This is a genomic window from Nocardioides alkalitolerans (assembly GCA_038184435.1).
GTDB lineage: Bacteria > Actinomycetota > Actinomycetes > Propionibacteriales > Nocardioidaceae > Nocardioides > Nocardioides alkalitolerans_A.
The window spans coordinates 2,502,541-2,520,481 of record CP116227.1; the positions used below are offsets into that span (position 1 = coordinate 2,502,541).

Annotated in this window: 19 protein-coding genes; 10 read left to right on the plus strand and 9 right to left on the minus strand. The window is 73.9% G+C overall.

Translation table 11 applies throughout. From position 1 onward, the window contains the following. Positions 1 to 20: 20 nt before the first annotated feature. The gene (locus tag PIR53_11930; protein ID WZH50730.1) at positions 21 to 953 is read right to left on the minus strand and encodes an alpha/beta hydrolase; all 933 of its coding nucleotides are present in this window, start codon (positions 951 to 953) and stop codon (positions 21 to 23) included. 55 nt (positions 954 to 1,008) lie between these two features. Continuing rightward, on the minus strand, positions 1,009 to 1,641 hold the full coding sequence (locus tag PIR53_11935) for a TetR/AcrR family transcriptional regulator (protein ID WZH50731.1): 633 nt from the start codon (positions 1,639 to 1,641) through the stop codon (positions 1,009 to 1,011). Positions 1,642 to 1,712: 71 nt separating this feature from the next. On the opposite strand from PIR53_11935, the gene PIR53_11940 reads away from it, so the two are divergent. Both PIR53_11940 and PIR53_11945 read left to right on the plus strand, forming a co-directional pair. Beyond that, complete coding sequence (locus PIR53_11940) at positions 1,713 to 3,287, plus strand: NAD(P)/FAD-dependent oxidoreductase (protein WZH50732.1); 1,575 nt, start codon at positions 1,713 to 1,715, stop codon at positions 3,285 to 3,287. Continuing rightward, positions 3,284 to 4,108, plus strand: a complete 825-nt coding sequence (locus PIR53_11945) for an SDR family NAD(P)-dependent oxidoreductase (protein ID WZH50733.1) — start codon at positions 3,284 to 3,286, stop codon at positions 4,106 to 4,108. Before PIR53_11940 ends, PIR53_11945 begins: the two co-directional genes overlap by 4 nt. Here the strand turns inward: PIR53_11945 and PIR53_11950 are convergent. Further along, positions 4,063 to 5,355 (minus strand): O-antigen ligase family protein, encoded by a 1,293-nt coding sequence (locus PIR53_11950; GenBank protein ID WZH50734.1) that lies wholly within the window; start codon positions 5,353 to 5,355, stop codon positions 4,063 to 4,065. The two genes, PIR53_11945 and PIR53_11950, sit on opposite strands and share 46 nt — an antisense overlap. Before the next feature lie 63 nt (positions 5,356 to 5,418). Between PIR53_11950 and PIR53_11955 the strand changes: the two genes are divergently transcribed. Together PIR53_11955 and PIR53_11960 are read left to right on the plus strand one after the other, a co-directional pair. Further along, positions 5,419 to 5,949, plus strand: a complete 531-nt coding sequence (locus PIR53_11955) for a DUF402 domain-containing protein (protein WZH50735.1) — start codon at positions 5,419 to 5,421, stop codon at positions 5,947 to 5,949. Next, positions 5,946 to 6,488 carry a hypothetical protein gene (locus PIR53_11960; protein ID WZH50736.1) on the plus strand — a complete coding sequence of 181 codons (543 nt, stop codon included), beginning with the start codon at positions 5,946 to 5,948 and terminating at the stop codon, positions 6,486 to 6,488. The genes PIR53_11955 and PIR53_11960 overlap by 4 nt, the downstream gene beginning before the upstream one ends. Positions 6,489 to 6,529: 41 nt before the next feature. Here the strand turns inward: PIR53_11960 and PIR53_11965 are convergent, their stop codons facing one another. After that, positions 6,530 to 7,861, minus strand: coding sequence for a threonine/serine exporter family protein (locus tag PIR53_11965; GenBank protein ID WZH50737.1), 1,332 nt, complete (start codon positions 7,859 to 7,861; stop codon positions 6,530 to 6,532). A gap of 73 nt (positions 7,862 to 7,934) precedes the next feature. Here PIR53_11965 and PIR53_11970 point away from each other — a divergent pair, with 73 nt between their 5' ends. Then, on the plus strand, positions 7,935 to 9,068 hold the full coding sequence (locus PIR53_11970) for a glutamate--cysteine ligase (protein WZH50738.1): 1,134 nt from the start codon (positions 7,935 to 7,937) through the stop codon (positions 9,066 to 9,068). A gap of 44 nt (positions 9,069 to 9,112) precedes the next feature. On the opposite strand, the gene PIR53_11975 is transcribed toward PIR53_11970, so the two are convergent. The 3 genes from PIR53_11975 to PIR53_11985 form a co-directional block, all read right to left on the minus strand. Further along, the gene (locus PIR53_11975; GenBank protein ID WZH50739.1) at positions 9,113 to 10,210 is read right to left on the minus strand and encodes an FUSC family protein; all 1,098 of its coding nucleotides are present in this window, start codon (positions 10,208 to 10,210) and stop codon (positions 9,113 to 9,115) included. 58 nt (positions 10,211 to 10,268) lie between these two features. Further along, entirely contained in the window at positions 10,269 to 10,676 is a 408-nt protein-coding gene (locus PIR53_11980) for a hypothetical protein (protein WZH50740.1), read from the minus strand. A gap of 155 nt (positions 10,677 to 10,831) precedes the next feature. After that, entirely contained in the window at positions 10,832 to 11,521 is a 690-nt protein-coding gene (locus PIR53_11985) for an HNH endonuclease family protein (GenBank protein WZH50741.1), read from the minus strand. A gap of 165 nt (positions 11,522 to 11,686) precedes the next feature. Between PIR53_11985 and PIR53_11990 the strand changes: the two genes are divergently transcribed. After that, positions 11,687 to 13,087: a wax ester/triacylglycerol synthase family O-acyltransferase gene (locus tag PIR53_11990; GenBank protein WZH50742.1), complete on the plus strand. Its 1,401-nt coding sequence runs from the start codon at positions 11,687 to 11,689 to the stop codon at positions 13,085 to 13,087. Here PIR53_11990 and PIR53_11995 read toward each other — a convergent pair. Continuing rightward, positions 13,074 to 14,261, minus strand: coding sequence for a site-specific DNA-methyltransferase (locus tag PIR53_11995; GenBank protein WZH50743.1), 1,188 nt, complete (start codon positions 14,259 to 14,261; stop codon positions 13,074 to 13,076). The two genes, PIR53_11990 and PIR53_11995, sit on opposite strands and share 14 nt — an antisense overlap. Positions 14,262 to 14,316: 55 nt before the next feature. Here PIR53_11995 and PIR53_12000 point away from each other — a divergent pair, with 55 nt between their 5' ends. After that, on the plus strand, positions 14,317 to 14,862 hold the full coding sequence (locus PIR53_12000) for a GNAT family N-acetyltransferase (protein WZH50744.1): 546 nt from the start codon (positions 14,317 to 14,319) through the stop codon (positions 14,860 to 14,862). Here PIR53_12000 and PIR53_12005 read toward each other — a convergent pair. Beyond that, positions 14,807 to 15,178: a hypothetical protein gene (locus tag PIR53_12005; protein ID WZH50745.1), complete on the minus strand. Its 372-nt coding sequence runs from the start codon at positions 15,176 to 15,178 to the stop codon at positions 14,807 to 14,809. The genes PIR53_12000 and PIR53_12005 overlap by 56 nt on opposite strands. 40 nt (positions 15,179 to 15,218) lie before the next feature. Here PIR53_12005 and PIR53_12010 point away from each other — a divergent pair, with 40 nt between their 5' ends. The 3 genes from PIR53_12010 (at position 15,219) to PIR53_12020 (ending at position 17,923) form a co-directional block, all read left to right on the plus strand. Beyond that, complete coding sequence (locus tag PIR53_12010) at positions 15,219 to 16,100, plus strand: matrixin family metalloprotease (GenBank protein WZH50746.1); 882 nt, start codon at positions 15,219 to 15,221, stop codon at positions 16,098 to 16,100. A gap of 100 nt (positions 16,101 to 16,200) precedes the next feature. Then, the gene (locus tag PIR53_12015; GenBank protein WZH50747.1) at positions 16,201 to 17,103 is read left to right on the plus strand and encodes an ABC transporter permease; all 903 of its coding nucleotides are present in this window, start codon (positions 16,201 to 16,203) and stop codon (positions 17,101 to 17,103) included. Next, the gene (locus PIR53_12020; GenBank protein WZH50748.1) at positions 17,096 to 17,923 is read left to right on the plus strand and encodes an ABC transporter ATP-binding protein; all 828 of its coding nucleotides are present in this window, start codon (positions 17,096 to 17,098) and stop codon (positions 17,921 to 17,923) included. The genes PIR53_12015 and PIR53_12020 overlap by 8 nt, the downstream gene beginning before the upstream one ends. The last annotated feature ends 18 nt before the right edge of the window (positions 17,924 to 17,941 follow it).

The window sequence follows — 17,941 nt, forward strand, 5'->3', positions numbered from 1 at the left end:
GTTGTCATCCCGACAACAAGTCAACTGCGGTCGGCGGGCGGCGCGACGCCGAGATCGCGCGCGACGTGACCGAGGATCTCGACCACCGCCCGCCGCCCCTCGGGGACCGGCAGGATCGGGAAGACGTGGATCGCGCCCTCGACCTCGTGGTAACCGACCTCACCCGTGCCGGCGAGGCGCTGGGCGAGCAGGCGGCAGTCGGGCTGCGTCACGTCGCGCGTGCCGACCCACAGCTCGACGCGGGGCAGGCCCTCGGTCGAGCGGAACAGGGGGCTCACCGAGGGGTCGTCCAGCGGCGTACCGGCCGCCCAGACCCGCGCCACCTCCCGCAGCGCAGCGCGCGCCAGCCACGGGTCGACGAGCTCCACGGCGTCGACGGCGGGGTTCGCCATCGAGAGGTCGAGCCAGGGGGCGATGAGGGTCAGCCCCCGGAGCGTCGAGGGGCGCGCACCGGCCGACGCTGTCGCCCGCTCCACCTCGTCCTGGGCGGCGACGAGCGCGAGGCCGCCGCCGGCGGAGTCCCCCATCAGGTACGCCGCGCGCCCGTCCGCGACGAGCCGCTGGAGCACCGTCGCGACGAACGCCCTCGCCTCGGCCGCGTCGTGGTCGGGGGCGAGGCCGTAGATCGGGACCTGGACCTCGACGTCGAGCTCCTCGGCGATCCGCGCGACGAGCTGCCAGTGCTGCTTGACGATCTCGTTCACGTAGGCGCCGCCGTGGAGGTAGACGACGACGGGCCGCTGCCCGACGGGGGTGCCGCGCCGCACCACGGAGTAGACGTCGAACCCGTCGACCACCTCGGTGGCGACGTCCACCCGCCGCGTGACGGCGGCCGGCGGCACCGGAGACCCCTTGGATCGCGCGAGCAGGGCCGCGCCCCCCTCCGGGTCGGCGAAGGAACGCTTGCGCGTCAGGCGCATGAAGGCGCCGATCGCGGTCATCTGCCAGGACACCGCGTCAGGCTCTCATCCGGGGCGGGGACGGGGAAGCGGGGTGCCCCGGTAGCGCTCAGCCCTCGGGCCGCACCGGCGGCGCGCTGACGGCGACCTGCGCCAGGATCGCGGACAGCGAGAGCAGCAGGTCGTCGCGGGCGACGCCCGCCGGGTCCTCCACCCACCGGATGACGACGTCCTCGACGAGGACCGCCCAGCCCCGCACGAAGAGGCGCACGGCCGCCGTGTCGACGACGCCGAACTCCGCGAGACCCTGCTCGCCGGCGGTGGCGAAGATGCGGTCGGTGAGGGCCGCACGGGCCTCCTCGTAGATCTCCCGCATGACGGGGTTGCTGCCGTTGGCGGCCCGCACGAGGGAGACGTAGCCCCGATGGTTGGCCTCGACGAACGCGAGGTAGCGGTCGAGGGAGACGAGCAGGCGCGTGCCCATGTCCCCCTCCTCGACCGGCGCCGTGACGGCGATGAGGTCGGCGGCGGCCCGCCGCACGACGGCCTCGTGGAACTCCTGCTTGTTGCCGAAGTAGTGGTAGAGCAGCCCGCGCGAGATGCCCGCACGCTCGGCCAGGAGGTCGATGGAGAGCTCGTCGAGGTCGCGGGTCGAGAGCAGCTCGACGCCGAGGTCGAGCAGCTGCTCCTTGCGCGTGGCGGGGTCGAGGCGGACGCGGGGCGAACCGGACGCGGCGGACATGGACGGCACTCTACTGAACTGCGTTCCAATTGGCTATTGACCTTCGTTCAACAGCGTGCCACCCTCGGTCCATGAGCACTCAGGGCTTCCGGGGACCTCTCCCCGCGCACGTGGACGTCCTCGTCGTCGGCGCCGGCTTCGCCGGGCTCGCCACCGCGATCCGCCTCGACGAGGACGGGCGGGACTTCCTCGTCGTCGACAAGGGCGACTCCGTGGGCGGCACGTGGCGCGACAACACCTACCCCGGCGCGGCCTGCGACGTGCCGAGCCAGCTCTACAGCTTCTCGTTCGCCCCCGGCGACTGGTCGCGGTCGTTCTCCCCGCAGCCCGAGATCAAGGCGTACCTCGACCGCGTCGCCGCGTCCGCGGGCGTGCTCGACCGGTTCGTGTTCTCCACGTCCCTCGAGCACGCGGCCTGGGACGAGACCCACCAGCGCTGGGACGTCACCACGAGCGCCGGCTCCCTCACCGCCGACGTCCTCGTCTCGGGCGCCGGCGGCCTCTCCGAGCCCCGGCTCCCCGACATCGCGGGCATCGAGGACTTCGGCGGCGAGATCTTCCACTCGGCCCGCTGGGACCACCACGCGGACCTCGCCGGCAAGCGCATCGCCGTGATCGGCACCGGTGCCTCCGCCATCCAGATCGTGCCGCAGCTGCAGCAGGTCGCCGGCCGCCTCGACGTCTACCAGCGCACCGCGCCGTGGGTCATCCCGCGCCACGACCGCACCTACCCCGCCGTCGAGCGCCTCGCGCTGGCCAAGGTGCCGGGCCTGCGACGGCTCTACCGCACGGCGATCTACTGGGGCCGCGAGACCTACGTGCCCGCGTTCACGATGCTCCCCGACATCGCGAAGCCCGCGGAGCTGATGGCCCGTGCCAACATCCGCACGGGCATCTCCGACCCCGAGCTGCGCCGCAAGGTCACCCCCGACTTCAAGATCGGCTGCAAGCGGATCCTGATCTCGAACACCTACTACCCGGCGCTCGACGCCGACAACGCCGAGCTGGTCACCGACCCCATCGCGCGGATCACACCGACCGGCATCGTGACCGCGGACGGCACCGAGCGCGAGATCGACGTGCTCGTCGTCGCGACCGGGTTCCACACCACCGACCAGCCGATCGCCCACCAGATCGTGGGCCGGGAGGGCCGCAGCCTTGCGGACGTCTGGGCCGAGACCGGCATGCAGGCCTACCGCGGCACCACCATCCACGGCTTCCCCAACCTGTTCCAGGTCGTCGGGCCCAACACCGGGCTCGGGCACTCCTCCATGGTCTTCGTCATCGAGTCGCAGGTCGCCTACATCCGCGACGCCCTCCGCGTCATGGCCCAGAACTCGTACGCCGCGGTCGAGCCCCGCCGCGACGCGCAGGACGACTGGAACCGCCGGCTGCACCGTCGGATGCGCCGTACGGTCTGGAGCACCGGCGGCTGCGCGAGCTGGTACCTCGACGAGCACGGCCGCAACACCACGCTCTGGCCGCGCTCCACGGTCAGCCTCCGGCTCGGGCTGCGCTCGTTCGACACCCGCGCCTACACGGTGACCGGACCGGTGCCGGCCACCGCCCCGCCCGACGCCGCCCCCACCCGCGAGACTCCCCCCACCACTCCCACCACCCCCGATCGAGAGGTCGTGACCGCATGAAGTCCCTGGACGACAAGGTCGTCGTGATCACCGGTGCCGGTTCCGGCATCGGACGCGCGCTGGCCGTGAACGCCGCCGGTCGGGGGGCGCACGTCGCCGTCTCCGACGTCAACGAGGCCGGCCTGGCCGAGACCGTCGAGCTCGTCAAGGCCGCCGGCGCGCGCGCCGTGCGCTCGGACACCCTCGACGTCGCGAAGCGCGAGGAGATCGTGGGCTACGCCGAGGCCGTCGCCGACCAGTTCGGTCGCGTCAACGTCGTGGTCAACAACGCGGGCGTCTCCATGACGGGGAACTTCGCGAACATGACCTACGAGCAGATGGAGTGGATCGTCGACATCAACTTCTGGGGTGTCGTCAACGGCACCAAGGAGTTCCTGCCGCACCTCATCGCCTCCGGCGACGGCCACGTCGTCAACCTCTCGTCGCTCTTCGGGCTCATCTCGATGCCGGGCCAGACGCTCTACAACTCGACGAAGTACGCCGTGCGCGGCTTCACCGAGGCGCTGCGCGAGGAGATGCTCATCGGCAAGCACAAGGTCGGCGTGACCGCGGTGCACCCGGGCGGCATCAAGACGGGCATCGTCCGCAACGGTCGCGTGACCGACGGCGACGACCTCGAGGCCCTCGCGAAGCTCTTCGACAAGAAGCTGGCCCGCACCTCTCCCGAGGACGCGGCCGCCGCGATCGTGAAGGCCGTGCTGCGCAACCAGCCGCGGCTGCTCATCGGTGCCGACGCCCACGCGCTGCACCAGATCGGCAAGCTCCTGGGCGCCCGCTACCAGGACGTGTTCGCGTTCGGCGCCAAGCGCGTGCTGCCCTGATCCACGCCGTCGACCGGTGACCCTCGTCGCCGGCGGGCCCCCAGCTCGCCGGCGACGAGGATCGCCACCACCGTCCACAGGGGCACCGCCACCGTGGTGCGGAACGACGGGTTGTCGAAGAGGCTGATGACGGCGAAGCCCGCCAGCCCGACACCGGCGGCGATGCTCAGCGCGTCCCGCCGACGCGCCCCGCGCACGACCAGCACGGCGAGGACGACGGAGAGCGTCAGGGCCGCGAGCAGGCCCGGCAGCCCGGCCTCCACCAGCCAGGTCAGCCACAGGTTGTGGGAGTGGTAGAACCGCTGGTCACCCGGGATGCGCGCGTCGATGAACGGTCCCGAGCGGCCGAGGCCGACGCCCCACGGGTGCTCCCGCACCAGCTCCAGCGACACCCGCCAGACCTCCGTGCGCGGTCCCAGCGAGAAACGCGCCAGCAGGGTCCCGAAGGCCACGGCGATGCCCGCCGCCACGCCCAGCGCGGAGCCCACCAGCGTGCGGGACGAGGGGTTCCGCAGCGCCAGCGCGGCCACCGTCAGGGCGACGAGGCTGACGAGGCCGCCCCGCGACAGCGTCATCACGAGGGCCGTGGTGCCCAGCGCGCCGAGGGCGATCGCCGCCGCCTGGGCCCACCGCCGCCCGACCCGCGGGCCGAGGGTGCCCCGCAGCGCGACGCACCCGACCGGCACGAGGAGCACCAGCACGGGCGCGAGCAGGTTCGGGTTGGTCAGCGTGCCGATCACCCGCACGGCCGTGACCGCGCGCTCGCAGCTGTCCGCCCCGCCGACGATCTCCGCGCGGCAGTAGCCCGTGTCGAGCCCCAGCACCCACTGCAGGACGGCCACGAGCGCGGTCGTCCCGACCGCTGCGGCCGCCGCCAGCGCGAGCACGGTGCGGCCGCGCCGCCAGGCGACCTGCACGCCGACGAGCAGGTAGAAGGCCAGCGCGAAGGCGAGGTGCGCCCAGAGGCGGCTCCCCCCGTGGCCGTTGATCCAGAAGGCCAGGACCCCCGCCCCCAGCCCAGCGGCGACGGCCAGGTCGAGCGGGGTGCGGAGCGCCCGCCGCGGCAGGCCGCCGCGGAGGAGCGCGAGCAGCCCGGCAGCGGAGAGCGCGGCCACCGGCGTGGCCGAGAGGCGGACGACGACGGTGGCGACGACGACGAGGAGCGCGGCCCCCACGGCGACGACGAGGGCACCCCTCGTCGGGCGGATCGCTCCGGTCGGGACGGTCCGCGTGCGTTCGTCGGTCACCACGTCGAGCCATCCTGTCCGGTCCCCCAAGCGCTCACGCACCCGAGGGGGTAGAACGGAGCCATGACCCCGGCTGCCGGCGACGCGGTGCGCGTCGAGATGAGCAAGCACGGCGGAGCGCCCCACTGGCGCTACGACGCCGTGGTGCTGGGCTCCGACGCCGACGGGACCTGGCTCGGGGTGCCGGCCGGCACCCACCACGAGCGTCCCGGCGCCGCGTTCGACTCCGCCGTCGACAAGGTGGTGAGGATCACCGCCGAGCACCGGGTCGCGGCCCTCCTCGACGCCGGCCTCTGGTGCGACGTGTACGTCGACGTCGCCACCCCGCCGCGGTGGGACCTGACCGGACCGGTGCCGGTGCTGCGCTCCGTCGACCTCGACCTCGACGTCATCCGTCGCGCCGACGGCACGGTGTTCGTCGACGACGAGGACGAGTTCGCCGACCACCGGGTGAGCCTCGGCTACCCCGACGACCTCGTCGCCGCCGCGGAGGCGTCGAGCGCCACGACGTTCGCCGCCGTGCGCGACGGCGCGCCGCCGTTCGACCGCGCCACCGTGGCGCACTGGCTCGACGTGCTGCGGGCGCTCCGGTGAGCGGCGGCACCCCGGGGCTGCCGGTCCACCTCCGCCCGCCGGACCGTCCCGGCCTGGTCCGCCTGCTCGAGTGCGTGGCGGTGCTCGGTGCCCTGCTGCTGGTGCTGGGCGGACCCGTGTGGTGGTTCATGCACGGCACGGCCGCCGGCTGGGCGGAGCAGCACGTCGTCGAGGTCTCCGTGCCGGCCGACGCGACCTGCCGCACCGGTCCCCCGCCCGGACGGCCCGTGACCTGCGAGGCCGCGTGGACGGCGTACGACGGCGGCACGCCGGTCACGGGCGAGGTCAGCAACCGGTACGGCGGGGACGAGCCCCGCCCGGGCGCGACCCTGGACGCGCGGGAGGTGCGGGCCGCCGGCTCGGACGGGGACGGCGGCCTCGCGTTCACGGGCTACCAGGCCGTGCTGCTGCGCTGGGCGCTGGTCGCGCCGTACCTGGCGGTCGGGGGCGGCGTGCTGCTCGTCGGCGCCGCGGTCGGGCTCGGGCGCCACGACCCGCGCTGGCGCTCGACCCGGACCGACCTGCCTCCGCCGGGCTGACCGGGGAGGAAGAAAACGCGGACCGGACCCGGCCGGCGGGCTCAGCGGCGACGCGCCGCCCGGGCCCGGAGCGGTCCGACGAGACGGGGGCCGGCCAGGCGGTTCTCGAGCCGGGCGGCCTCCCGCTTGAGGGGCTGGGCGACGTACTCCCCCAGGATCACGCCCGAGGCGAGGGCGACGGCCACCGACGCGGCCTGCACGAGGGCCAGCAGCCCGGGCGAGGTGGAGCCGCCGCCCTCGGCGAGCAGCGAGAGGCCGCGGTAGATCGTGAGCCCCGGCAGCATCGGCACGATCGCCGGCACGACGATGACCAGCGGCGGCACGCGCACCCGGCCGGCGACGCCATAGGCCACGAGGCCGATGCCGAAGGCGGCGATGCCCGCCGCCCAGACACGGCTGTCGGAGGCCTCCCGCACGGCGGAGTAGAGCAGGATCGCCAGCGACGCGACGACCGCGAGCGGCAGGATCGAGCGACGCGGGGCGTAGGTCGCGCCCGCGAAGGCCGCCGCGCAGACCGCGGAGCCCAGGGCGAGCATGCCGACGCCGACCCAGCCGGCGCGCCCGGGGTCGACGTTGGTGATCTCGACCCCCACGACCGACGCCAGCGTGAGGCCCCCGCTGACGCCGGCGATGATGCCGGCCGTCGCGAGCAACGCCTCGAGGATCCGGGCGCTGGCGGTGACGTAGAACCCCGTGAGGGCGTCCTGGATCGCGCCCATGAACCCGATCCCGGCGAGCAGCATGATGATGTTGGCGGTGACCATCAGCGACACGTCGACGTCGGGGACGACGGCGGCGATGCCCGTGGCCAGCACCGCGGCCACGAGCCCGCCGGCGACCTGGAGGTAGAACGTCGGGAGGCGGCGCCGCGCCATGGCGAGCTGCACCCGGTCGATGAGCACCGCGGCCACCAGCGCGAGGCCGACCACCACGAGGGACCCGCCGAGCTGCAGCGTCACCCCGGCGCACATGAACCCCCAGGCACCGGTGACGAGCCAGCGGGGCGAGCCGTGGCCCGACGAGACGATGCCCGCGAGGCGGGACCGCGCCTCGACGAGGTCGATCTCGTCGGTCAGCACGGCGGTCACCAGGCGGTCGACCTTGGTGAGGTCGTCGTAGTCGATGTCGCGCTGCTTCACCTGGCGGATCTGCACGATCGGGGGCTCACCCGGGTCGGCCTGGTAGGACATCGAGAGCGAGGTGAAGGTCACGTCGATCTCGGGGTGTCGCACGCCGAGGTGGCGGGCCAGCGACTGCATCGTGGCCGTCACGTCGGCGGCGCCCGCACCCGAGGAGAGCAGCACCTCCCCCACCCGCAGGCTGAGGTCCAGCGTGAGGTTGAGGGTCCGTGCGTCGAGGGATTCGGCAGCCACGTCCCGCATGATGCCTGCCGCTCGCTCGCGGCCGAAACGGGCGTGGTGGGGGTTCCTGTGGTTGGCTCGTGCCGTGCGCATCGACTTCCGCGGATCGCCCCGCCCGACGCTCGGCGTCGAGTGGGAGCTGGCGCTCGTGGACCGGACCTCCCGCGACCTCGTCAGTCGGGCCCAGGAGGTGCTCACCACCGCCCACGGGCGGTTGGAGCAGCCCCACCTGCTGCACGCCGAGCTGCTCCGCAACACCGTCGAGCTGGTGACGGGGGTCTGCGACGACGTCGGCGAGGCGATGGCCGACCTGCGCACGACGTACGACGTCGTGGCCGCCGCCGCCGCGGAGCACGACGCCGACCTGTTCGGCGCGGGCACCCACCCCTTCGCCTCGTGGTCGACCCAGCAGCTGTCGCCGGGCCACCGCTACGAGGAGCTCATCAACCGCACCCAGTGGTGGGGGCGCCAGATGCTCATCTGGGGCGTGCACGTGCACGTCGGCCTGCCGGAGCAGGCCCGGGTGATGCCGGTGCTGTCGGCGCTGCTCACCTACTACCCCCACCTCCAGGCCCTCTCGGCGTCGTCGCCCGTCTGGGCGGGCACCGACACCGGCTACGCCTCCAACCGCGCCCTCATGTTCCAGCAGCTGCCCACCGCGGGCCTGCCCTTCCAGTTCGAGCGCTGGGAGGAGTTCGAGGCCTTCGCGCACGACCAGATGACCACCGGCGTCATCGACGACCTCTCGGAGATCCGCTGGGACGTGCGTCCCGCCAGCCACCTCGGCACCATCGAGAACCGTGTCTGCGACGGCGTCTCCAACTTCGACGAGCTCGCCGCACTGACGGCGCTCGTGCACTGCCTCGTCGTCGACCTCGACACCCGGCTGGCCGCCGGCGAGACACTCACCGTGCTGCCGCCGTGGCACGTGCAGGAGAACAAGTGGCGCACTGCGCGCTACGGCCTCGACGCGATCATCATCCTCGACGCGGCCTCCAACGAGCGCCTCGTGACGGACGACCTCGACGACCTGCTGACCCGGCTCGAGCCCGTGGCGCGACGGCTCGGGTGCGCCGACGAGCTCCGCAGCGTCGCGGACATCCCCCGCCGCGGCGCGTCGTACCAGCGCCAGCGGGCCGTCACCGCCGGCGGTGGCGACCTCGTCGCGGTCGTCGACGCCGTCGTGCGCGAGCTGCGCGACGGGATCGCGCCGGCCTGAACGCCCGAGCGCTCGAGGCCCGGGGCCGCCGAGCGCCAGCCGCCTCAGCCCACGGGCGGCAGCGCGTCCGTCGCCTCCAGCGCCTCCATGCCCGTGACCTCGAGCAGGTCGGCGATCACCGAGCGCATCTGGGCGAGGAGCACCTCGACGCTCAGCTCGTCGGTGCGCTCCAGCTGGGCCGAGCCGCGGGCCGCCCGCAGCAGCAGCGGCTGCGCGTCGGTCGCCATGCGGTTGTGGGCGAGCTCGCCCGCGACCGCCTCCGCGGCCTCGGAGATCTCCCGGCACAGCACGGCGTACCCCGGCGGCACCGGCCGACGGCGGTACGCCGCGATCGCCGTGCGCCGCGTCAGCACGCGCGTGCTGCGCAGCGCCTTGTCCAGCGGCTCTACCAGCTCGCTCATGCGCCGCACCGAGTCGCGGTGCCGGAACCGGAACGGTGACGACGCCACGACCGACATGCCCTCGTCGGCCGCGTCCTGCAGCTCGCGGATGAGGAAGTCGGTGGCCCGGGCGTCGGCCAGCACGTCGAAGGCCCGCTCGGTGTCGCCGTCGACCATCACCTCCGAGGCCGCCCGCAGCAGCGCCGCGATCTTGCGCACCACCACGGCCGCCTGCTCCCGCGGGCGCCGTAGCGGCGCCGACGGCACGAGCGTCGCGGCCACCAGCGCCACCGCGCCCCCGACGAGGGCGTCGGTCCAGCGCACGAACGCGCCGCCCGGCGTCGGCACGAGCGTGGCCACGAAGATGGCCTGCACCGCCGACTGGGTGACCAGCAGCTGCCCACCGTCGAGGAGCAGCGCCGTCGACATCGACAGCACGACGATGAGCATCAGCTGCCACCAGCCCGAACCGATCTGCAGCACGAGGAGGTCGGCGACGAGCACGCCGACGGCGACGCCGACCGCCACCTCGGCCACCCGGCGCAGTCGCTGACCGTAGGACGTGCCGAGACCCAGCACGGCCGCCACGGGCGCGAAGAACGGGTGGTCGTGGCCGAGCACGTCGGCGGCCAGGAACCAGGCCACACCGGCCGCGATCGCGCACTGGGCGACCTGGAAGCGCTTGGAGCGCCACCGCGCCACCCGGGCGCTCGCCGACAGCCGGCCCTTGGCCCAGATCCGATCGACGGGCAGCGCCTCCACGAGGCCCGATCATGCCAGAGGAGGCGCCGCCCCGAGCCGTGACGAGGCCCGCAGCCGGTCAGCCGGCGTGCACCGCGCCACGGCCTCCCCCGCCGGCGTCGTGGCGGGCCCAGGCGATGGCGACCTGGAGGTCGGCGAGGTCCCGGTACCACGTCTCCACCTCGGCGACGCACACCGCGACCTGCACCTCCGTGTCGTACTCCCCGCACTCCGCCGTCGCCTCCGACAGCGTCGGCGGGTGCAGCGTCGTGCCGTCGTGGTGCTCGATCGAGAACCCGTTGTCGGCGTCGCCCTTCACCGCCACCACCGTGTCGCCCGGCGGCACCCAGCCGGGCGCCCGCTCGGCGGCACCCTCGGCACCCACGGCGGCCACCGCACCGCCCCCGCCGACCGCGAGGGCCACCACGGCCCCCACCGCCGCTCCCGCCACGGTCCCCATCGCGATCCCTGCTGCTCGACGTGCCATCTCGTCCCCCGTCCCGTGCGCACCGGACCGTCCGGCGCGGACGAGGACGACGCTAGGACGCAGCGACCCCGCCCGGGCGTGCCCGGACGGGGCCTGGGGACAGCGGTCCCCCGCGCTGCGGCTGGGGAGGACGAGCGGGCCGATCAGCGGGCCGATCAGTAGATCGTCACGCTCACCGTCTGGGAGCAGCCCGCGGCGTACGACGTCAGCGCCTGCTTCTCGGCCGCGTCGACGGTGAGACCCCAGCGGTGCTTCACCGACACCCACTCGGTGACGTAGCGGCAGCGCGAGCCGGAGGGCATCCACTCGGCGGGGTCCTGGTCGCTCTTCGAGCGGTTGGAGGAGGCGCTGACGGCGATGAGCGACCCGTAGAAGCCGAGGTCGTTGGCGAAGGCCTCCCGGCGGCTCGACGACCACCGCGAGGCGCCGGAGTCCCACGCCTCCGCCAGCGGCACCATGTGGTCGATGTCGAGCGAGGACGCGCTCGTGTAGCTGGTCGCGTCGTAGTAGGAGTACCAGCGACCGCCGGAGATCGAGCAGCCCGACCCGACGCTCGGCGCGGAGTCCGCCTCGCTGAGGAGCACCTCGGCGCGCGTGTTGCACCCGTCGCCGTCGGCGTCGATCCAGTGCCGGAACAGGTCGCGGCTGTAGCCCGTGCGGTTCTCGGCGGCGACCGGCAGGTCGGCGACGGCCTGCGTCACCGGCGCCGAGTACGTCGCGGCGTGGGCCGGCGAGGGCGCGACCAGCAGGCTGCCGATCGCGAGGAGCGCCGCGAGGACGGCGGCGGCGAGGTAGGAGGTCGCCCGGTGGGCGGCAGGGGGGCAGGGCTGGGCGAGGTCGCGCATGGTGGTGCTCCCGAGATGGAGTGGACGACGTGTGCGCCCCCACCCTCCGCCGTCGGAGCGCGTCGGCGGAAGGCATGGGGAGGAAAACCTGGGTAACGCGCGGACGGCGAGTACGTTGTGAGCCACGACACGACGTCGTACCTCTCCACCCCCTGGAGGCCACCCGTGGGCGCACCGCTGGACCCGACCGCTGCCGCGTTCCTCTTCGCGGAGAGCCGCAGCATGCCGATGCACGTCGGGGGGCTCCAGCTGTTCGAGATGCCCCCGGACGCGGGGCCGGAGTTCACGCGCGAGCTGGTGCAGCGGGTGCGGGCGACCCCGGACATGTCGCCGCTGTTCCTCCAGCACCCGCACCGGTCGCTCGCGACGGGTGGCGCGTGGACGTGGCGGGAGGACGTCGAGTTCGACGTGGAGCACCACGTGCGCCACAACGCCCTGCCCGCGCCCGGCCGCATCCGCGAGCTGCTCGACCTCTGCGGCCGGCTGCACGGCACGCGGCTGGCCCGGGAGCGCCCGCTGTGGGAGTGGCACCTGATCGAGGGGCTCGCGGACGGTCGCATCGCGATGTACTCCAAGATGCACCACGCGCTCCTCGACGGCGTCGGGGCGATGCGCCTGCTGCAGAGCGTGCTCACCGACGACCCCGACCTGCGCGACATGCCGGCGCCGTGGGCGCGGCGCGAGCGGCCCTCCCGGCCGTCGTCGAGCCGCTCGAGCCTGGCCCTGCCGACGCAGGCGCTGAACGGCGCGCTCGCCGTCGCCGGCGAGGCGGCCGGGATGCCCACCTCCCTGGTGCGCACGCTCAGCCGCGGCGTGCGCAACGAGACCTCGGCGGTGAGCTTCTACTCGCCCCGCACCCTGCTCAACCGCCGGATCACCGGCGCCCGACGCTTCGCCGCCGACGACTGGCCGCTGGACCGGCTGCGCGCCATCGGGCGGGCGTCGGGCACGACGATCAACGACGTGGTGCTGGCGATGTGCTCCGGCGCGCTGCGGGCCTACCTCTCCGAGCTCGACGCCCTCCCCGACACGACGCTGACCGCGATGGTGCCGGTCTCGTTCCGGCGGGGCCAGGCGGCGGTCGCCTCCGACGAGGGTGGCAACGCGGTGGGCGCGGTCATGGTGAAGCTCGGCACCGACCTGGCGGACCCCGCCGACCGGCTGCGCTCCGTGCGTCGCTCGATGCTGGAGGGCAAGGAGGCGCTCGGGTCGATGACCAACACGCAGGCGCTGGCCATGACGGCGCTCGGACTCGCGCCGGCCGTCGTGCTGCCGCTGCTGCGGATGCAGGGCCTGGTGCGGCCGCCGTTCAACCTGATCATCTCCAACGTTCCCGGTCCGGACGGTCCGCGCTGGTTCGACGGCGCCCGCATGGTGGGGATGTACCCGCTGTCGATCCCGCTCCACGGTATCGCCCTCAACATCACCTGCACGTCCTACGACGGGCGCCTCGGGTTCGGCCTCACCGGCTGCCGCCGGACGGTCCCGCGCCTGCAGCGCCTCCTCACCTTCCTCGACGACGAGGTCGCGGCCCTCGAGAAGGCGACCGGCGTCAGCGGGGCGTGAGCCCGTCCTCGAGGCCCTCGGCGTAACCCCCGCCGAGGGTCGCGTCCACCGCCCGCAGCCGGGCGCGGGTGACGTCGGCGACGGTCGCGAAGCCGGCCTCCGCCGCCGCGGACCCGGGCCGCACGGGCTCGCCCGCGTTGATGCTGAGGCACGTGCGGGTGCCGCCGTCGGCCGCGTTGAGCAGCGCGATCGCGTGCCCCGTCGTACCGCTCCCGGCGAAGGGGTCGAGCACCCGGGCGTCGGCGGGGTACGTCGCGACGACACGCCGCAGCAGGCCCGTGGGCTTCGGCGAGTCGAAGGCCTTGCCCACGAGGGCCGTGACCTCGGCGACGGCCGTGTCGGTCGAGCCGATCTCCTCGGCCAGCCAGATCGTCGTGAGCTTCTTGCGGCGCTCGGGGGTGAGCCAGTCGCGCTGGAAGACGTCGACCCGCTCGCCGAGGCGTCCGCGCACGGTGCGGCAGACCAGGTCGTCCCGCCGCTGGGCCACGAGGGGGGCCGACCACCGCCACACCGCGGGCGCCCCGTCGCCGAACACCGGGTGCACCTCGACCGCGCCGTCGAAGGGCTCGCAGGAGACCCGGCCGGTCGTCGGGTCGCCGTGGAGGGGGTAGTGCAGCGTCGGGGCGGTCGACGGCCGGAAGCGCTTGTTGGTGTTGCGCAGCGGGAGCAGCCGGTAGCGGCGGCCGTCCTCGGACGTGTGCCCGAAGTCGGCCGGGTCCACGGTGTCGGGGCTCGTCGGGTCGAGGCGGCAGCGGCGGGCGTCGCGGGCGTAGACGAGGAGGTACTCGTGGCTCACCGCGAAGCCGCCGCCCAGCTGACGGCCCTTGGCGTTGAGGTTGACGACGACCTGCGCCACGAACGCGGCCTCGCCGAAGACCTCGTCGAGGAGGAGCCGGAGGTGGGCGGCCTCGCGGTCGTCGATGCTGACGAACACGGCGCCGGAGGGGGCGAGCACGCGGCGTACCTCGGCGAGCCGGGGCCGCATCATCGCCACCCACGCCGCGTGCCGGTCGGCCGCGCCGGCCCGGGCCACGGCGCTGCGGTCGCGGTAGAGCAGCGCCGTGTCGCGGTTGTAGGGCGGGGCGAGGTAGGCGACGTCGACGGAGCCGTCGGCCAGGCGGGCGAGCACGTCGAGGTTGTCGCCTTCGACGAAGGTGTTGCTGGGCGCCGGCACGCCGTCATCATGCCAAGCGGACGGCCTCCGCGGCGGGCCGTTAGCCTCGACGACCGTGTCGCCCGCCCCGCCTGACGTCCCGCCCGCTGTCACCGTGTCCGTGGACCCCGACCTCACCGCCCGTGACGTGCGGGCCCTGCTGGAGGCCCACCTCGCCGACATGCGCGCCGTCTCCCCGCCGGAGTCCGTGCACGCGCTCGACCTCGACGAGCTGCGGGTCCCCGCCATCACCTTCTGCGTCGCCCGCGCCGCCGACGGGACCCTCCTGGGCGTGGGGGCGCTCAAGGAGCTCGACGACCCGGCCGAGCCCGGGGGCCACGGCGAGGTGAAGTCGATGCGGACGGCACCGACGGCCGTCCGCACGGGGGTCGCCTCCCTGCTGCTCGCCCACCTGCTCGGCCTCGCCCGCGAGCGCGGTCTGGCCCGCGTGAGCCTGGAGACGGGGGCGGAGCCGTTCTTCGCGCCGGCGCGACGGTTCTACGCGCGGCACGGGTTCGTCGAGTGCGGCCCGTTCGCCGACTACGCGCCCGACCCGAACAGCGTGTTCATGACCCGCCCCGTCGCAGGGACCGCGGCTTCTCCGGCGGCACCGCCCGCGTGAGGTCCGCGTGGGCGACGAGCTCGGCGAGCGGGGTCGCGACGGGCGGGTACGCCGCGACCGGCGTGGCGCCGCTCAGCACCACGTAGACCGTGTCGCCGCCCGGCGCCAGCTGCAGCACCGAGGCGTCGACCAGCCCGGCCGCGTGCGCGTGGGCCTGGCGCTTGGCGCGCACCAGACCGGCCCGGCGGGCCGCCGCCTGCGCGGCCTGCTTGCCGCCCTTGTCCCAGGCGAGCTTCAGCTGCGGGCCGTACTTCACCGCCAGCGTCACGCCCGTCGTCGCCAGCGTCGCCGCCTTCTTCGGGTCCATTCGTGCCATGTGGCCATGATGCCGCGCCGTACCGCAGCATGATGGGCGCGTGCACGGGGACGGGCGGGGAGAGAGCAGGCGGGAACGGCGGGAGCGCCGACGCCGCGAGGCGGAGATGCTGCGGCGTCTCGAGGAGCTCGACCGCGTCGACGCCGCGCTCGGCCTGGGCGCGATGCCCTACGGCGTGCCCGCCGGCTCGCGCCGGCCGCCGCCGCGCCGCCGCTGGGTGACCGTGCTGATGGGGTCGACGGTCCTGGTCCTGCTCATGGGCGTCGTCGTCGCGCTCGCGCCCCAGGCCGCGCCGCTGCGCGACCTGCTGGGGATCCAGCGGTACGGCGAGCGACCCACGTACGCCGCGGGCGAGGGCACCTACGCGTTCCTCGCGACGCAGCCCGGCAGCGACCAGCCGGTCGGCTACGACCCGTGCGACACCGTCGAGGTGCTCGTCAACCCCGACGGCGCCCCGCGCGACCACCGCGAGCTCGTCGACACGGCGTTCGCCCACGTCGGCGCCGCGACCGGGCTCGACCTGCGGGTCGTCGGCGAGACGGACGACCGTGACACCGACCGCCTCGACGACGCCGGTCTGCCCGAGCCGGTGCTCGTGCTGTGGGCAGACGAGGACGAGCAGCCCGACCTGCGCGGGGACGTCGCCGGGTACGCCGGCAGCGTGGCGCTCGGCGGCGCGCGGCTGTCCTACGTGACGGGCGTCGTCGTGCTCGACGTGGAGGCCTTCGCGCAGATGGCCGCCGAACCGGGCGGAGCGGCGTACCGGCAGGCGGTCGTGGACCACGAGGTGGGCCACCTCGTCGGGCTCGACCACGTCGACGACCCCGGGGAGCTGATGTACCCCGAGACCGGCGCGATGACCGAGTTCGGCCCCGGCGACCTCGAGGGGCTCGGCCGTCTCGGTGCCGTTCCCTGCGGTTGAGGGAGGTACCCTGCCCGATGCTGTCCGCACCACCCGGCCCCCGGCCGCCCCGATCCCCGAGGAGCACCTGCATGACCCGCCGCCTCCGCGAGGTCCCCGCGTGACGTCCGCGGAGCCCGTCGCCGACGCACAGGGCCGTCTGCCCGACGAGGTCGGTCTCTCGCTCAAGGAGATCGCCGAGCGCAACGGGCTGCGCCAGGTCGGTGGACGACCGCGCCTGGCCACCTATCTCTCCGGGCTCTGGGGCCGGCGCCACTTCGCGTGGATGCTCGCCAAGTCGCAGGCCTACAGCCAGAACCAGGGCAGCTACCTCGGCCAGGCGTGGAACATCCTCAACCCGCTCATCAACGCGGCGGTCTACCTCACGATCTTCGGCTACGTCCTCAAGACCGACCGGGGCATCGAGAACTACATCGCCTACCTGCTGATCGGCATCTTCTTCTTCCAGTTCGTCACCCGCGCCATCACGCTCGGCTCGAAGGCGGTCGTCGGCAACACCGGGCTGGTGAACTCGTTGCAGTTCCCGCGGGCGCTGCTGCCCATCTCGACGGTCCTCACCGAGCTGCTGACGTTCCTGCCCGCCACCGTGGTGCTGCTCGTGCTGGTGCCGCTGTCGGGCGAGCCGTTCACGTGGTGGTGGCTGGCGCTGCCCGGCGCGATCGCGCTCATGCACGTCTGGGGCACCGGCATGGCGTTCCTGCTGGCCCGGCTCGTGGTCGAGGTGCGGGACGTCGCCAACCTGATCCCGTTCATCATGCGGGCCCTCATGTACTTCTCCGGCGTCTTCTTCTCGATCACCACCTACGCCGGCTCGGGCCTGCTCGGCACCCTGCTGGCCTACCAGCCGGTGGCCGTCTACCTGCAGCTGGCCCGCACGTGCCTCATGGTGGAGGCCGAGCCGTCGGCGACGCTGTGGCTGGCCGCGCTCGGCTGGGCGGTCGGCACCCTGGTGGTCGGCTTCCTCTTCTTCTGGCGGGCGGAGGCGAAGTACGGCCGTGGCTGAGCAGACCCCTCCCCCCGAGGCCGCCCCGGCGGCGCCCACGACCCCCGACAAGGGGCGTCCGGTGCTCGTCGTCGACGACGTGCACCTCAAGTACAAGACGTTCGGCGGCAAGCGCCGTACCGGTTCGTCGCGGTTGCCCGGCTGGGCCCGCGGCTTCTCGCAGGGCGTCGGCGCGGTCGACGTCGTGCACGCCGTCAAGGGCGTCTCGTTCGTGGCCCACCACGGCGAGTCGATCGGCCTCATCGGCCACAACGGCTCGGGCAAGTCGACGCTGCTGCGCGCCGTCGCGGGCGCGATGCCCGTCACGAGCGGGGCGATCTACACCGACGGGGTCGCCTCCCTGCTCGGCGTCTCCGGCGCGCTCATCAAGAACCTGTCCGGCGAGCGCAACATCATCCTCGGCTGCCTCGCCCTCGGGCTGAAGCCGGACGAGGTGGCGGCGCACTACGAGGAGGTCGTCGAGTTCGCCGACATCGGCGAGTTCGTGCGCCTGCCCATGGAGGCCTACTCCTCCGGCATGGGCGCGCGGCTCCGGTTCGCCATCTCGACCGCCGCCTCCCCCGACATCCTCATGATCGACGAGGCCCTCGCCACCGGCGACGCGTCGTTCAAGGCGCGCTCGCAGCGCCGCATCGACGAGATCCGCGAGCGCGCCGGCACCGTGCTGCTCGTCAGCCACTCCATGGGCACCATCAAGGAGACGTGCGACCGCGTGCTGTGGCTCGACTCGGGCGTGCTGCGCGCGGACGGCAAGCCCGACGAGGTCATCGAGGCCTACATGGAGACCCAGCGCGCCAAGGTCGAGGCGTCGAAGAAGTAGGGCTGTCCGGGGCTGTGC

Bases quoted from the DNA above. Each gene is read 5' to 3' on its own strand.
- PIR53_11935 (WZH50731.1), bottom strand. From the start codon at position 1,641: ATGTCCGCCGCGTCCGGTTCGCCCCGCGTCCGCCTCGACCCCGCCACG.
- PIR53_11940 (WZH50732.1), top strand. From the start codon at position 1,713: ATGAGCACTCAGGGCTTCCGGGGACCTCTCCCCGCGCACGTGGACGTC.
- PIR53_11945 (WZH50733.1), top strand. From the start codon at position 3,284: ATGAAGTCCCTGGACGACAAGGTCGTCGTGATCACCGGTGCCGGTTCC.
- PIR53_11955 (WZH50735.1), top strand. From the start codon at position 5,419: ATGACCCCGGCTGCCGGCGACGCGGTGCGCGTCGAGATGAGCAAGCAC.
- PIR53_11980 (WZH50740.1), bottom strand. From the start codon at position 10,676: ATGGCACGTCGAGCAGCAGGGATCGCGATGGGGACCGTGGCGGGAGCG.
- PIR53_11985 (WZH50741.1), bottom strand. From the start codon at position 11,521: ATGCGCGACCTCGCCCAGCCCTGCCCCCCTGCCGCCCACCGGGCGACC.
- PIR53_12005 (WZH50745.1), bottom strand. From the start codon at position 15,178: ATGGCACGAATGGACCCGAAGAAGGCGGCGACGCTGGCGACGACGGGC.